The following is a 14,978-nucleotide window of genomic DNA, read 5'->3' on the forward strand; positions in this document are numbered from 1 at the left end:
TGAAGAATGTGATGAATTTAACATCTTAATTTTTAATTTTATTGCTAAATAAAAGTAGCTAAATAAGCTTAGGTAACACATGGAAAATGCAAGATTTGTCACTTCGCGACTTGCAAAATCAAGATACAATCGTTGAAAAAGTCATAAGGATATTATACGGATGACATTCTGAAAGGGGCTATGTCGGTGGTACAGTTACCAAAAGTGAACGAACTCGGATTTTTTGAGATTCGTCTGGAATCAATTGGAGGGCTAGGCGCGAACTTAGCTGGTAAAATGCTTGCAGAAGCAGGCGTTGTCGGTGCTGGAATGAATGGAGTGAGCTTTTCTTCCTATGGTTCTGAGAAAAAGGGATCAGCGGTAAAGGCACATATCCGTTTTTGTGATTTGAACACACATATTCGTGACACTTCGCCGGTAGAACGACCTCACGTCGTAGGCATATTCCATGAAGCGTTGGCAAAGACCGTCAACGTGACTAGCGGAATTTATGATCATAGCACGGTGCTAGTGAACTCGGCTAAGTCGCCAGAGGAATTGAAGTCCTCCCTGAACATGATGGCAGGAACTATAGCAGTTGTTGATGCTACATCAATCGCATTAGATGAGAAGAACCGCGTAAACATGGCAATGTTAGGTGCGTTGTTCCGGATGTGTGATTTCTTGGATCCTGAAATTATGATGGGTGTTATCGAGAAATCACTTGGCAAAAAATATCCGCAGGCTGTTCAATCCGCACTAACTACTTTCGAACGTGGATTTAATGAAGTTACTTTCATGCATTTCCCTTTGCCTGAAGGTGCGATTATGCCTGAGTTCGTTCGGTCTGATATTTCGGCCTTAGGTTATGAAACTCAGCCTATTGGTGGTACCATTACGAATCCTGGCAGCAGCTTTTTAAAGAATCTTAGCATTTCAAGATCCGGTTTATTGCCTCATTTTAAATTAGAGGATTGTATTCATTGTGCGCAGTGCGATACGGTATGTCCTGATTTATGTTTTGTTTGGGATGAGCAGCCTGATAAGAAGGGACGTCCGCAAATGTTCCTGCAAGGCATTGATTATCAATACTGCAAAGGCTGTTTAAAATGCGTAGAAGCTTGTCCTACAACGGCTTTGTCTGGCGAACGCGAGGAAGATGGCTACGCTGAGAGCCATACAGTCCGGCATATTTTTGATCTTGTTACTGAGGCTTAATTAACGGAGGAAAGGTGGAATACACGTGGCTATTGATTATGAAAAAGAAGTAGGCTCTACGAAGGTAGAGCAGAAATTCCTATATGAATCCGGTAATGAAATGGCGGCTTATGCTGCCCATCAAATAAATTATCATGTCATGGGTTATTTTCCGATCTCCCCATCGACAGAAGTCGCTCAATTTCTTGATACCATGAAAGCGAACGGTCAGCATGATATTATGCTTATTCCATCAGATGGCGAACACAGTTCTGCAGGAATCTGTTATGGAGCTTCGACGGCTGGTGGACGTGTATTTAATGCTACCAGTGCTCAAGGTTATATGTTCATGCTAGAGCAATTGCCGGTACAAGCTGGTACACGGATGCCTATGGTAATGAATTTGATCTGCCGCTCGATTTCCGGTCCGCTTAATATTCATGGTGACCATTCTGATTTGTATTTTGCGCTTAATACGGGCTGGCCGATTCTGATGTGCCGTGATCCACAATCCGTTTATGATATGAATCTGATGGCACTTAAGCTTGCTGAGCACGCCAAAGTGCGTCTTCCAGTAATGGTAGCATCAGATGGGTATTTTACTTCTCACCAGAAACGTCGCGTACAGGCATTTACTCACCGTGAGGATGTTCATAAATTCGTTGGCCCACAACCACCGGTAGGCTTCACAGATACACTAGACCGCAATAATCCAGTTACCGTAGGTCCTTACATGAACGAACCTGATTATATCAACAACCGTTATCAGCAGTCGGTAGCGATGTATAATGCGGGTGAAGTCTTCGAAGAAATTGCTAAGGAATTCGCTGAATTGACTGGACGCCACTATCCAATGATCGAAGAGTATCGGATGGAAGATGCGGAAGTAGCCGTATTCTTGATGAACTCTGCGTCAGAGATCATTAAAGATGTTGTGGATCAGCTTCGTTTGCAAGGGATCAAAGCAGGTGCAATTTCGCCGAATATGATTCGTCCTTTCCCACAGAAGCAAATGGCTGAAGCGCTAAAAAATGTTAAGGCAATCACCGTAGGCGACCGTGCGGATTCCGTTGGTGGTCACGGCGGTAATATGGTAAATGAGATCAAGGCAGCTTTGTTCACCTATGGTAACACTACTACAAAGGTAATTAGCCGTATTTACGGGTTGGGCGGTAAGGACTTCTACGCAGAAGATGGTCATGCATTCTTCCAATTAGCTTTGGACGCCGTTGCTGCAGACCGTGTTGATGTTCCATTTGACTACTATGGTCACAATCCAGGTGCACCGGACAAAGCGCCACAGCGTTTATTGAAGCCGATGGACTTTGATTCGCTGAAGACAGGATTAATTACGGTTAAACAGGATGAAGCAACAGGGAAACTAAGTGTGCGGATACCCCCACTGCGCAGCTTGACGAAGAAACCTAAACGGCTTGCACCAGGTCATGGCGCTTGTCCAGGCTGTGGAATTTTCTCAGGACTGGAGACGTTCTTCAAAGGCATTGAAGGGGATATCGTAGCGCTTTATCACACGGGTTGTGCGATGGTAACAACTACGGGCTATCCATATTCTTCTCATAAATCTACGTTTATTCATAACCTGTTCCAAAATGGTGCAGCTACCTTATCCGGTGTCGTAGAAATGTTCTGGGAACGCAAACGCCGTGGTGAATTGGACGGACTTGGGCTTCAAGACGACTTCACATTTGTAATGGTAACTGGTGATGGCGGTATGGACATCGGAATGGGACCTGCAATTGGAGCTGCACTACGCGGTCACAAAATGATTATCGTAGAGTACGATAACGAAGGTTACATGAACACAGGTGCACAGCAGTCCTATTCCACACCACTGGGTCACCGTACATCTACATCAAGCATTGGTAAGAATCAGCAAGGTAAAGTTACACAGCATAAGGATACTGCGCAAATCATGGCAGCTACTAACATTCCATATGTCTTCACAGGTTCCGAAGCTTACCCGCAGGATCTTGTGAAGAAAGCGGCAAAAGCACAATGGTACGCTCAGAACGAAGGACTTGTGTACGGTAAAATCCTGATCGCATGCCCACTGAACTGGATGTCTGAGGATAAAGAGGGTACCAACATCGTTTCTCTGGCTGTTGAATCTTGCTTCTTCCCTCTATATGAAGTGGAGCACGGTTCTACGAATATTACGTACAATCCAGAGGATAAGGGCAAACGCGTTGAGCTCTCCGCTTGGTTGAAGACAATGGGCAAAACCCGTCATTTACTGAAGCCTGAGAATGAGCCGGCTTTACGCAGCTTCGAGGCAGAAGTGGAGCGTCGCTGGAATCGTCTGAAAGCGAAACATGAGCATCCTGATTTGTAAAATATAATGATTCATAACCCGGCAGATTAGTCTGTCGGGTTATTTTTTAATTAACTTTATAGAACAGATTTGTCATTGACATTAAATACGTCAAAATTATCGCTAATACTTCGTATGTGGATGCTGTACAGGAGATTCAGGGGGGGCAAGGGTTCGGAAGATCGGAATGCTTATGAACAGAATTCACAAAGCGTCCTTTTTTAGATGGGAGATCTCTGATGTCATGATTCAATTTGTAGCCAATTATCCAGATTCTTTTTTAAGGGCTGAGTAATAATTTGGAGTTGTAAGACATGCTGGGAGTCCTCTTGGTGCCACCTTGGATGTGGTATTATATGGAGAATGTAGGAGAGAGGAGGACTGATTTTAATGAGCTGGATCTTTTGGATTTGTTTTATTGTTTCTTTACTAGTTTCCTATTGGGATCAGCGAAAAACATTGAGATTAAAGGATTGGGCGTTAATTATTGGGGCTTTTTTACTTTGTGAGTTCTACGTCAATTTCTTTGGGTTACTGATTCCTGTGGGTTTTATCATTGGATTGATTGTTATGAAAAAAAAGAAGCAGTTTCTTTTTTCAAAAGCACTTATTTTTGGGTTGATTAGTGTCTGTGTTATTTTCTATGGTCCTAAGATTAGTTTGAATGAAATCCATGAGCTAACGAAGGCTAATAAATATACTGAGCAATTTAATCAGATTAAATCCGTTTCACAATTTTCCGTCGAATCAGATATTAACGATGTACTTCGGACGTCAGCCAATCAATTAAAAGATAATAATCCAAAGTCAGAAATACCTGTAGAGGATCCTCATATAGCCTTCAGTATATGGGTTCTCCAGCATAGAGATGTAGCAATTAAGGATTTAGATTGGTTATGGTATGAGGCTCCGTTAGAATTACATTATTATTGGCAATCTAACCGCCCAGATCAGCGGGTTACATTGGAATACGTTTTTTTTAATGAGGTTGGATACATGGGTGTGTTTGAAAGAGAGAATGAGAAGGAACCCTACTATCTGCGGAAGATATATGAGTTTGATCGGTTGAAAACATTTAATCCACAGATCCCTTGATCATATAAAAATGGAGGTTATTCACTAAACTACGACTTATGAAGGGATATTTACGCGTGAAAAGTCAAAATCGGACACAGTTGATCTTAAACGCAGCTTTTTCACACATTTCAAATGTTAACGGACTCCAGTGCAGCTATTAGCATGAAAAACAACAAAAAAGAGCCCTTTTCGAAGAAATAGGGACTCTGAAGTCCGAAACTCTTCTAAAAAGGCTGAAAACTAGCGAATAATGTCAACTGGGTCCGACAGCCTCTGGGAATATAATCTAAATACACAGAGCAGCGAATCTATGAAAATAGAATAATACACAAGCAGTCAAATGTTTTCTACAGAAAAAAGCGAGAGAAGACCCAATGCATTTTGCACGGGTCTGTCTCTCACATATAGGGGACCTTTAATAGTGTTGTGAAGTAAAGTTATCTTCCGCCTCTAGGCATCATGGAGTTATCCACAAATACATCTTTAACAGAATAAGTGTAGCAATGGCGAGGTACGGGTACACAGTGGTGACGTCTTACGATTTCAACTGGATGAATCACATTTACTACTTGTGGGTGGAAGTGATCTTGATAAACCACCTTAGGTGGGTCAGTAACCGTTTGGGCCGGGCATTTTGGACATTCAGACATTTCCTTCAGCTCCTTTTGTGTGTGGACTTACCGTATTATACGCACAGAACAAAAGCCTGCTTGGTTGTTTGTCTATTGTATTTAAAAATGGGTATTTGCTTAACGCTTGTAAATTTCACGCATAACATGGCGAAGTTCCGGGATAATTAACCGTTCCATAGCCAGTTTTACGGCTCCAGTAGAGCCAGGCATAGAAAAGATAGCGGTCTTTCCCATGGTGCCTGCAATGGCTCGACTAAGAATAGCTGCCGAACCGATGTCCTCTGTGAAGCTTAGCATCCGAAAAATTTCACCGAAGCCGGGTAATGTTTTATCTAGCAAAGAGGCAACAGCTTCATACGTCGTATCCCGTGGAGAAATCCCTGTTCCACCTGTCATGAGTACAGCTTCTATTCCGGCGTGGTCAACACATTTATACAATAGCTCACGAATATCCTGATAATTATCTTTCGTAATGGTGCTGCCTATCACTTCATACCCGGCTTCTTCGAGCATAGATTTAATCAAAGCTCCTCCGGTATCTGTTTCAATAGTTCTGGTGTCCGAGACAGTAATGATATAGCAGGAAACGGTTTGAGGCGCTTCTTTCCGATGTTCTTCAACAGATGACAAATGGCTCAACTCCTAGATTAGAGATGTTATCATGATAGGGTATGGCAGAAGTAAAGACAAGCTTACTTGTACTCACAAAATTCAGCAGGAATTTGGGGTGCCGCTTGCGTGCTTCGCGCGCATGTAGTACACTCGCTACACATAACTGTAATTTGCTGGGGAGCGATGAAACATGGAACAGGTCGTACCTGTGTATATATTGTCAGGATTTCTGGGGAGCGGCAAAACAACACTGCTGCAGCGCCTACTTGATCATTGGAAAAATCAGGGTTTACGCCCAGCAGTAGTGATGAATGAGCTGGGTGAAGTGAATTTAGATGGATTGCTAGTTGAGCAAACTGTCCCTATGGCAGAACTACTTGGTGGATGCATATGCTGTTCTATCCGAAGTGATCTTAGTACAGAACTTGCAACACTGATCAAGAAAGAGACTCCGGATGTTGTAGTGATCGAGGCAACAGGCGCTGCCAATCCGCTGGAAATTGTGGATGGCGTAACCGAGATTTCGTTGTATCAAAAAGTAGAACTGAAAAGCTTGATCACCGTCGTTGACGCCGCGCATCTTCTTGAACTGTATCGCGCACAACAGGGGGCAACTTATCGTTTGATGCAGGAGCAGATTCGCTGCGCTTCTGTCTTGCTATTGAATAAAATTGACCGTGTAACCGCTGAAGAGGCGGAGGAGGTTAACGCTGTACTGCGGAAATGGAACGCTTATGCACCCATTCTGCCAACTGTGCGTTGTGAGGTGGAACCGGAGGAACTGCTGCGTGATGCAGGTGGAGTTCTTACGGATAAACAGCTGGAAGAGGTTAAGGACGCGAGCGAAAGCTTCATGCATGATGAAGATGAACACACTACTGGTGGCACACATACTAGCCACGATCATGTGATGGCGTACACACATTATTTTAAACGTCCAGTAAACAGTGAAGAATTCGAACAGTTCGTTAAGGAATTGCCGCGTGATGTTTATAGAGCTAAAGGTATTGTGACCTTTAATGACACCTCCAGCCGGTTTCTTTTCCAATATGCCTATCGTGAAGCTGATTTTATGAAAATCACACCACAAGGCGAAGTGCCTGACGTTGCCGTATTTATCGGCGAACATTTCTCATCAAATGAACTGCGCACTAGATTACTGGAGATGGAGGGACGTACCTTAGTTCGTCCTAGTACAGTTAAGAGAAGTCTATAATCAGATCTCCTTGTCAGAAGTTGTAATGGTTCATTCCTAATCTTGTAGGTTAATAGTATCGCATACCCTATAAAAATACAGGAGGTTTAAGGCTATGACCCGAATTCAATATCAGGAGTGCATTGACGCTTGTTTAGAAAGTATGAATGCCTGTAATTATAGCTATGTCTCAAGCCTAAAAGAATATGATCTTGCTTCTCTGCGTGAAAGCATGCGGCTAGATCGTGAATGTGCGGATATTTGTTCATATGCCGTACAAGCGATGACTCGCCAAAGTCCGTTTGTAGCCGGAATTCTCCGTCTGTGTGCCGAAATTTGTGAAGCCTGTGCAGATGAAAGCAGCAAGCATATACATACACATTGTCAGGAATGTATTGATGCCTGCCGTAGATGTGCTGAGGCATGCCGTTTGATTAGCGATGCGGTTGAAGTATACGCGTAAGGTTGTATACCCAATCTAACTATATAATAAGCAAATGACCAGACCATTGCTGTGGATGTACAGCATGGTCTGTTTTTCTTTTTAGCACAAGGGTAGATTAAATTTCGTTTCTAGAAGAGGAAATATGTAGGGAACTGGAGAATTAACAGTAGATATGAAGCGAACATAAACTTCTCCGATTCACTGGATGATATCAGTTTATTATAGCTCTGGCAGGCCGAACAGAAGTGGAGGGGAAAGATGAAGCATACACAAGTACCAGAGAGTGAACAATCCAAGGAGTTATTTGCGTATTTTGGACTAGCAGTTTATTATGGTCAAGCTCTAGAACAGCAGTTGACCAATTTGTTATTGCTCACCAAATTATCACAAGGGAAGACGCCCACTGAAGCAGATCTGACTGATTTGTATCAGCGAAAACTCAGCAATTCTCTCGGTCAACTCATCAAAGAAATCCAGCATCACTTTCCTTTCTCAGAGCAAGAAACCGCTCAGCTAGAAGAAGTGTGGAAGCAGCGTAACCATATCGTTCATGATTATTTCAAGGAACGGATACAAGAAACGTTCACCCCCGCTGGAAGGGCGAAAATGATTGAGGAGTTAAAACGATTCAAAAATAAAGCAAGAAGGCTAGAGATCAAATTACAAGGCTATTGTACAGAAATGTTCACGAAACTGGGGTTAGAAGAGGAAACTTTGCACTAATAACCCTTCTAATCCGCACTCCTCTACAACCTCCGGTCTAAAATGAATCTTAGAAGCTCTAACGCAGCGTGACAGTGCAGATAGAGCTTCGCCTAATGCCGGAAGCATCTCTGGCGTTAGGTGTTCACCGGGTTCCCACCACCAATTCATAATGTTCAATGTTTGGCTCTTCTTATCCATCACCGGTTCAAATCTCGCAATAAAACGATCATTATATAATATAGGCAGTACATAATAACCATACTCCCGTTCCAAGGCTGGTTTATAGACTTCCCAGCGGTAATGAAATCCAAATAATTGTCGGATCAGCTCTCGATCCCATATCAAGTTATCGAGTGGAGCTAAGACAGCCGCAAACGAATAACTTGAATGACTCTCAGCATCTTCAGACTCCTGCTGTATTACAGCTTCTAAAGTTAGAGCGTCCATGCTACGGATGTAGAGTGGAAGCTTAATCCCCTCCACTAGAACTTCTCTGAGACTGTCTGCCATTAACAGTCTTTGAATCGCTTCAGTACGTTCCTTGCTCTTTAGACCAGAAATTCCAAGCCATCCGTCGCCAGATTTATTCCATAACAGTCCGATGCTACCTATTCTACGCAGCACATACCAATCATTAAATTGTTCATCAGTGGGGTTAGGGTCTTCAGTGTTTAAAAGATTATGAGGAAGCAGGCGTTCAGTGAAATCGTAATACCGACGGGTATGAACACGATGATGAACGACTACTTCCCCCCAAAAGTACATACTTTCCAAAGCGGCCCGGGTTAATCTAGCCGGAGCCCATGCCCAATCCACCTTATCCTTACCATCTAGATCCAGAGAGGAGAGGGGGCCGCGCTTTAATAGCTCTTCACGAACCTGCTCTACTGTAGCCATTACTGGCTCATTGGCCCGATGACGTGTGGCTGATGCCTCTCTTCTGCGTTTAAAATAAGGCCAGTCCTCTGTACAATAAATGGACATGTTCTTGTCCCAGCCATCTATTAGAAGTCGGTCTTGATACAGTAGCTCTTGGGCTTGCTCAGGTGTGAAACCGGGAACTCGTGCTTGGAGGACAAGCTCATGGTTATGGCCTGCGATGTTAAGTGGATCATATTGGATACAGCCTACGTGACGAACATAATCATAAATACTAAGTTTACCTGCAGGTAGAGCGCTCCTAGTTAACTTTTGGTGAGCCAGGAGAAAAAGTCGAGCTTGCTTCTTAGTTATAGTGTATGTACGCATCAAATGCCTCCTTCACCTATATGTATTATTTTTCATTTTACAGAACAAACGTTCTAATATCAAGTATAGAAAAACCCTGAATCACAGGATGTGACTCAGGGGATCGATTACATTTTCTCTAACGATGGTTGCAAGCTGCCTAACGAAGGTCGGGAGGGTGCACCATTGTTATTATCTATGCTGTTAGAACCAGCACCTACTTGTAGCTGGTACATCCGGAAGTATCTACCGCCGAGTGCCATCAGCTCATCGTGGCTACCGCGCTCTACAATCTCACCATGATGCAGAACAAGAATCTGATCTGCACTGCGAATCGTGGAAAGACGGTGTGCGATGATGAATGTGGTGCGTCCTTTTTTGAGGACTTCTAATGCATCTTGAATGACGCTTTCTGTCTCCGTGTCGATATTGGAGGTAGCTTCATCAAGAATCAGAATAGCTGGGTCGAAGGAGAGCGCTCTGGCAAACGAAATCAATTGCCGCTGACCTGCAGAAAGGGTGCTCCCTTTTTCAATAACCGGTTCATCAAAACCTTGAGGAAGGTGGGCCAGCAATTTATCTGCTCCGACTTCCCGTAAAGCCCGTTCAACCCGTTCGCGTGAGATTCGTTCATCCCCCAGGCTGACATTGGAAGCAATAGTGCCAGTGAAGAGGTAAGGGTCTTGAAGAACAATCCCCATGTGATTGCGTAGCCATTGCTTCGGAATATCTGTAACCTTCTGGCCATCAATCGTGATTTCACCTTTCTGTGGATCATAGAACCGGAATAATAAGTTGATTATCGAGCTTTTTCCGGAACCGGTGTGACCTACTAGAGCAACAGTTTCGCCTGGGCGTGCTTCAAAGGAAATATCGCGAAGGACGAAGTCTTTTTTATAAGCAAAAGAGACGTTCTTAAACTCCACTTTTCCTTTATAGCGCGGCATGGAACCATCGGTAACATTCTCCCCAGGCTCATCCATAAGAGTAAACACACGACCCGCAGACACCATAGAAGTGTCGAGATTTGCAAGCTGATTCACCATACCTGTAATCGGTTGGAACAAACGTCCAAGCACATCGACGAAGGCGTATAGAACACCTAAAGATACAAATGTAGAACCCGTAATACTGCCATGTCCGAAATACCAAAGCACCATCACAAAAGAGAGACTGCGTAGAGAGTTCACCAGGTTGTGGGAGGTGAAGGCATTCAGATTCAGCATTTTATTCTGATATTTCAAGTAGTCATCGTTCAGATGCTCAAATTCTTCACCAAGCTGCTTCTGACGGCGGAATATACGAACAATGGACATTCCTTGAATAGATTCATTAATGATAGCGTTGATCTCACTCAGACGTGAGCGGATGATCGTATTGTATTTTGTAGCGATTTTGCGGTAGAGCACGATCCAAAGAATAAGAATCGGGATGATGAACAAGCTGATCAGACCTAGCCGAACATCGAGCAAGAACAAGGCGATGTATACACCAGTAATATTAATAATACCAGTACTGAAATTAGAGAGAACGGCAATAAATAGATCCTTTATCGCCTCAGTATCATTAGTTACACGTGACACTACCTTACCTGCTGGCAAGTTGTCAAAAAAGTAAACCGGAAGTCGCTGGATATGCGCATACACATCTGTTCGTAGTTTTCGGATTACCTGATTCGCCGAAGATTGCAGCCAATAGGTTTTACCGAATTCGGCAAAGATCGAGATGACCAGGAAGATAGCGTACAAACCGACCAGCTGATAAATACCAGGGAGCTCAGGTTTGTAAAAATCAAACAGTTCATCCGCTGAAAGTTTAACCGCAGGATAGATGACTTCGTCCTGGCCGCGCGTGATATGCATTTCACCATTACTGAACTTTCTCTCACCATCGGACTGTGTTACGGCTTCATTGATAAAGTAGAAACTTCGTCCCGATTGAAGAATGCGAATTTCTTGACCCTTAGCTTCCCCGGGTTCAAAACGGTCTCCGCGTTTGTAATAAGCGTTGTTATACTGAACTGCCTCATCAGGTGATGCGGTACTAAAATAAGGCTTTTCGATGGCCAACATATGATTGTCAATCATGCTTTTGGCAATAAATGGACCTGCCAATTCAGCCGCTACCCCGATGGAGAGAAGTAGAAGGGCTGCGATAAAGGTTTTTTTTGCGGTCAATGCGTATTCAAGCAGGCGTTTGCCTGTACTCTTTGTCAACGGTGACACCTCCTAAAAGTTTTGCTTAGTCATAGCTAGTATGTCTTTTAATCATTCGATAAATTATTCTCTACTTGCTGCCGGTCATACTGCTCGCGGTACCAGCCATTCATATCCAGCAGCTCTTGATGCGTACCACGTTCAACGATATGTCCGTTATCAAGTACGACGATCATGTCAGCATGTTGAACAGCAGAGAGGCGGTGCGTAGAGATCAATGTAGTCTTTCCCGCACGCTCTTGGCGAATATTCTCAATGATCTGAGCTTCAGTACGAGCATCAACAGCGGATAAGGCATCGTCCAGAATCAGTACATCTGGATTTGCGATAAAGGCTCTGGATAAGGATACACGTTGTTTTTGTCCACCGGATAAGGATACTCCACGTTCACCAACCAACGTATCTAAACCATCGGATAATGTTCCTAAGTCATTTTGGAAGGCGGCAGCTGTGATAGCTTTCATGATCGTATCGTCATCCGCGTTGTCTAGACCAAATTGAATATTCTGACGTACTGATTTGGAGAAAAGGATCTGCTCTTGAGGAACATAACCCATCCAGCTGTGTAGCTGATCCAATGAAATCTGTTGAATCGGAACTCCAGAGATGAGAATTTCACCATTACCTGTCGGATATTCACGAAGCAGCTGTTTGAGGAGCGTTGATTTACCGCTTCCCGTACGACCGACTACACCTAGTGTTTGCCCTTGGTTTAAGGTCAGACTGACATTGCTTAGATTGTCAATCGTCGATGAGGGATAACGGAAGGTCACATCGTTAAGTTCAATTCGGGTAGGATTAGCAACTTGAACCGGATTGGCCGTACTTTGAACATCCGCTTTGGAGTTTAGCGTCTCATCAATACGTTCGAGAGAAGCACCACCACGTTGCATGATGTTAATAAGCTCTCCAATAGCGAACATCGGCCAAACGATCATTCCGAGGTACATGTTAAAGGAGACAAGATCCCCTAGGGTGATCTGATTACGGAACACAAGATATATCCCATAGGTAAGACCGATAATGTAGCTGAGCCCTACGCAGAACCGAATCGTCGGTTCGAAGAAGGCATCGACACGGGCGACGGCCATGTTCTTGTTGTATACATCTTCTGTAATATCCGAGAATCGTTTCTCATCAAGTCTCTCTTGTACATAAGCACGGATAACTCGCACACCTGAGACAGACTCGAGAACCTGATCATTCATATCTCCGAACGCATCTTGTGCTAAGCTGTAACGATCATGGATCGCTTTACCATAAAAAATCATAGCTATTGCAATTAGTGGTAATGGTAAGACTGCTGCAAGTGTCAGCTTCCAGCTGACAAGAAAACCCATTGCGAATAGTACGACAGTGAGGTAAATTGTAGAATCCACCAGGGTGAGCATCCCGAATCCAACGGTAGCTGAGACAGCTCTGATATCATTGGTTGCCCGAGCCATCAGGTCGCCGGTTCTATTGCGTTCGAAAAACGACGGGGTCATGGTCATCAAATGATTCATAAATCTCGAGCGCAGCAGGCGCTCTACGAGGTTGGAGCCTCCGAATAATTTGTGCATCCATATGTAGGTAATCCAATAAATGACTAGCAGCAAAATGAGGATCATACCGATGTACTTGGCTAACGATGCTGTAGTAATAGAACCGCGTACTATGTCGTCAATGGCATTGCCTAGCAGACGTGGGGGGAATAATTCAAGAACACCTACACCAATAAGTAAGATAAGGCCAATCAGGTAACGCCTTTTTTCTCGGCGAAAGAACCAGCCGAGATTACGGAGAACGGAGAACAAGTAAATCCCTTCCTTTCGAGTTAAAGTACTAGCTGTGATGTTGGAAAAAAGCGCAAGTGGTTATCTCAACAGCAACGAAAAAACGACGTTGTCGTCCTTCAAAGATGACAACCGACAAAAAAAGGCATATCATCCGAAAACGGACGATATGCCTGTAATTTACAGCTATCATGCGCACGGTGCTATACAGCACCAGGCATGTGAGAGACCTTCAAGAACTAAAGTTATACGATCAATTACACTCGCAGGGAACTTCAGGATGGTTTCACCACTTGGGCTGCTTCGGTATTCGGTTGATTGGAAATTCCAACAATAGTTATTTGATATGGCTGTAACTTCGTAAACACCGCGCTCACCCCTTTCATTGATTTAATAATAACTTTTGGTAATAACTAGTAGACCGTTAGTTATGTTCAGAGTTTATCACTCGCTTCGCAAAGTTGTCAAACTAATTTTTGAGGAGCTTGGGAAAACATTAATTGTATAAAGGTATTTGAATATCGATTCATTTTCAGTATGATTAGACTATACAAAGGAGCTGAGAGAGATGAACATGGAAATTAGTCAAGCAGCGGCAGCTTGGTTTAAAAGAGAACTGGATCTTAAGAATGGAGACTATATTCGTTTATTTCCCCGCTATAGCTCGGGAGGTGGACTTCACCCTGGTTTCTCACTGGGTATCGGGACGGAGGCACCAGGACGTCCGGCAATACAAGTTGAACAAGACGGTATTGTGTTCTACATGGAAGAGCAGGACTTATGGTATATGGAAGGTTACGGCTTAACTATTGTGTATTCTGAGGCAGACGATGACATTGAATATAAGTATGAAGCCAAATCGGTGCCTGGCGGAGTACAGGTTTAAATGTCTTAATTTTGTTTTTTTTACTAATGTGAAAAGCCCTTGCCAAAAGGCAGGGCTTTTTCTAGTGTTGATATAATCAGTGCGAATTGCGAAACGTTTCTTCCTCCATAGCAAAATCGAAATCGTCAATGTCGTATACTTGAACAGGGACTCCACCTTCAATAATGCGTTGAATCAGCTCGAATTGATCTGTAAGAATAGGCACCTTCTCACGTTGTGAGGACAATAGAAGCTCCGTTTCGATAGGATCGAACGTTTCGCCGTAGACAGCGGTATCCATGCTGTTAATGATGGTAATCTTAGATTGTCCGCCTAGTAGAATACCAGAGCTTTTTGCCCAAGGAACGGCCAGACAGCGGTTGATTTTTTTAGCATTAAGTGGCTCTTCAAAATAGGCAATGAGCTCACCAATCTTGAGTTTAACATGCTTGTCATCATCTGGACGGTTCATTAACGGATCATCACTGTCCCGCAGTTCGTATAATTCCATCACGGTCGTATAAGGCACTATATATTCTACAGGGCTGCTCGATATGAGAAGCTGGCCGTAAATCGCCATCATGACGGCTTCCGTCACAAATTGTCTAGACATCTTTATCCTCCTGAAGTTCGGGTACTGCTATCGTACTTATGGACTTAAAAATATAAAAACACTGTAGAGCGCAAAAGTCAACTGTACTTAGCAACTCAGTAAAGAGAA

13 protein-coding genes are annotated in these 14,978 nt (G+C 43.6%); 7 read left to right on the top strand and 6 right to left on the bottom strand.

Features of this window, described 5'->3' with window-relative positions:
* The first annotated feature begins 186 nt into the window (after positions 1–186).
* The 3 genes from ACQKMP_RS14750 (at position 187) to ACQKMP_RS14760 (ending at position 4,603) form a co-directional block, all read left to right on the top strand.
* Positions 187–1,197 (top strand): 2-oxoacid:acceptor oxidoreductase family protein, encoded by a 1,011-nt coding sequence (locus ACQKMP_RS14750; RefSeq protein ID WP_427469644.1) that lies wholly within the window; start codon positions 187–189, stop codon positions 1,195–1,197.
* 25 nt (positions 1,198–1,222) lie between these two features.
* Entirely contained in the window at positions 1,223–3,529 is a 2,307-nt protein-coding gene (locus ACQKMP_RS14755; protein WP_339796259.1) for a thiamine pyrophosphate-dependent enzyme, read from the top strand.
* A gap of 369 nt (positions 3,530–3,898) precedes the next feature.
* Positions 3,899–4,603 (top strand): hypothetical protein, encoded by a 705-nt coding sequence (locus ACQKMP_RS14760; protein ID WP_427469645.1) that lies wholly within the window; start codon positions 3,899–3,901, stop codon positions 4,601–4,603.
* Between the two features lie 419 nt (positions 4,604–5,022).
* Here the strand turns inward: ACQKMP_RS14760 and ACQKMP_RS14765 are convergent, their stop codons facing one another.
* Together ACQKMP_RS14765 and ACQKMP_RS14770 are read right to left on the bottom strand one after the other, a co-directional pair.
* Complete coding sequence (locus ACQKMP_RS14765; RefSeq protein ID WP_081951146.1) at positions 5,023–5,235, bottom strand: hypothetical protein; 213 nt, start codon at positions 5,233–5,235, stop codon at positions 5,023–5,025.
* 99 nt (positions 5,236–5,334) lie between these two features.
* The gene (locus ACQKMP_RS14770; RefSeq protein WP_379423938.1) at positions 5,335–5,847 is read right to left on the bottom strand and encodes a MogA/MoaB family molybdenum cofactor biosynthesis protein; all 513 of its coding nucleotides are present in this window, start codon (positions 5,845–5,847) and stop codon (positions 5,335–5,337) included.
* Positions 5,848–6,019: 172 nt separating this feature from the next.
* Between ACQKMP_RS14770 and ACQKMP_RS14775 the strand changes: the two genes are divergently transcribed.
* From ACQKMP_RS14775 to ACQKMP_RS14785, 3 genes are all read left to right on the top strand, one after another.
* Positions 6,020–7,045 carry a CobW family GTP-binding protein gene (locus ACQKMP_RS14775; protein WP_427469646.1) on the top strand — a complete coding sequence of 342 codons (1,026 nt, stop codon included), beginning with the start codon at positions 6,020–6,022 and terminating at the stop codon, positions 7,043–7,045.
* A 94-nt stretch (positions 7,046–7,139) separates the two neighbouring features.
* Positions 7,140–7,487 (top strand): four-helix bundle copper-binding protein, encoded by a 348-nt coding sequence (locus ACQKMP_RS14780; protein ID WP_042128424.1) that lies wholly within the window; start codon positions 7,140–7,142, stop codon positions 7,485–7,487.
* Positions 7,488–7,727: 240 nt separating this feature from the next.
* Positions 7,728–8,192 (top strand): hypothetical protein, encoded by a 465-nt coding sequence (locus ACQKMP_RS14785; protein ID WP_042188942.1) that lies wholly within the window; start codon positions 7,728–7,730, stop codon positions 8,190–8,192.
* Here the strand turns inward: ACQKMP_RS14785 and ACQKMP_RS14790 are convergent.
* From ACQKMP_RS14790 to ACQKMP_RS14800, 3 genes are all read right to left on the bottom strand, one after another.
* Positions 8,169–9,422, bottom strand: coding sequence for a winged helix-turn-helix domain-containing protein (locus ACQKMP_RS14790; RefSeq protein ID WP_427469647.1), 1,254 nt, complete (start codon positions 9,420–9,422; stop codon positions 8,169–8,171). The two genes, ACQKMP_RS14785 and ACQKMP_RS14790, sit on opposite strands and share 24 nt — an antisense overlap.
* Before the next feature lie 107 nt (positions 9,423–9,529).
* Positions 9,530–11,617: an ABC transporter ATP-binding protein gene (locus ACQKMP_RS14795; protein WP_042188937.1), complete on the bottom strand. Its 2,088-nt coding sequence runs from the start codon at positions 11,615–11,617 to the stop codon at positions 9,530–9,532.
* Positions 11,618–11,664: 47 nt separating this feature from the next.
* Positions 11,665–13,413: an ABC transporter ATP-binding protein gene (locus ACQKMP_RS14800; RefSeq protein ID WP_379423942.1), complete on the bottom strand. Its 1,749-nt coding sequence runs from the start codon at positions 13,411–13,413 to the stop codon at positions 11,665–11,667.
* A gap of 547 nt (positions 13,414–13,960) precedes the next feature.
* Here ACQKMP_RS14800 and ACQKMP_RS14805 point away from each other — a divergent pair.
* Complete coding sequence (locus ACQKMP_RS14805; RefSeq protein ID WP_042188934.1) at positions 13,961–14,278, top strand: HesB/YadR/YfhF family protein; 318 nt, start codon at positions 13,961–13,963, stop codon at positions 14,276–14,278.
* A 76-nt stretch (positions 14,279–14,354) separates the two neighbouring features.
* Here the strand turns inward: ACQKMP_RS14805 and ACQKMP_RS14810 are convergent, their stop codons facing one another.
* Positions 14,355–14,870 carry a hypothetical protein gene (locus ACQKMP_RS14810; RefSeq protein WP_042128412.1) on the bottom strand — a complete coding sequence of 172 codons (516 nt, stop codon included), beginning with the start codon at positions 14,868–14,870 and terminating at the stop codon, positions 14,355–14,357.
* Positions 14,871–14,978 lie beyond the last annotated feature (108 nt).

This window comes from Paenibacillus sp. NPDC101420, assembly GCF_050277435.1.
In the GTDB taxonomy this organism is placed as follows: domain Bacteria; phylum Bacillota; class Bacilli; order Paenibacillales; family Paenibacillaceae; genus Paenibacillus_AQ.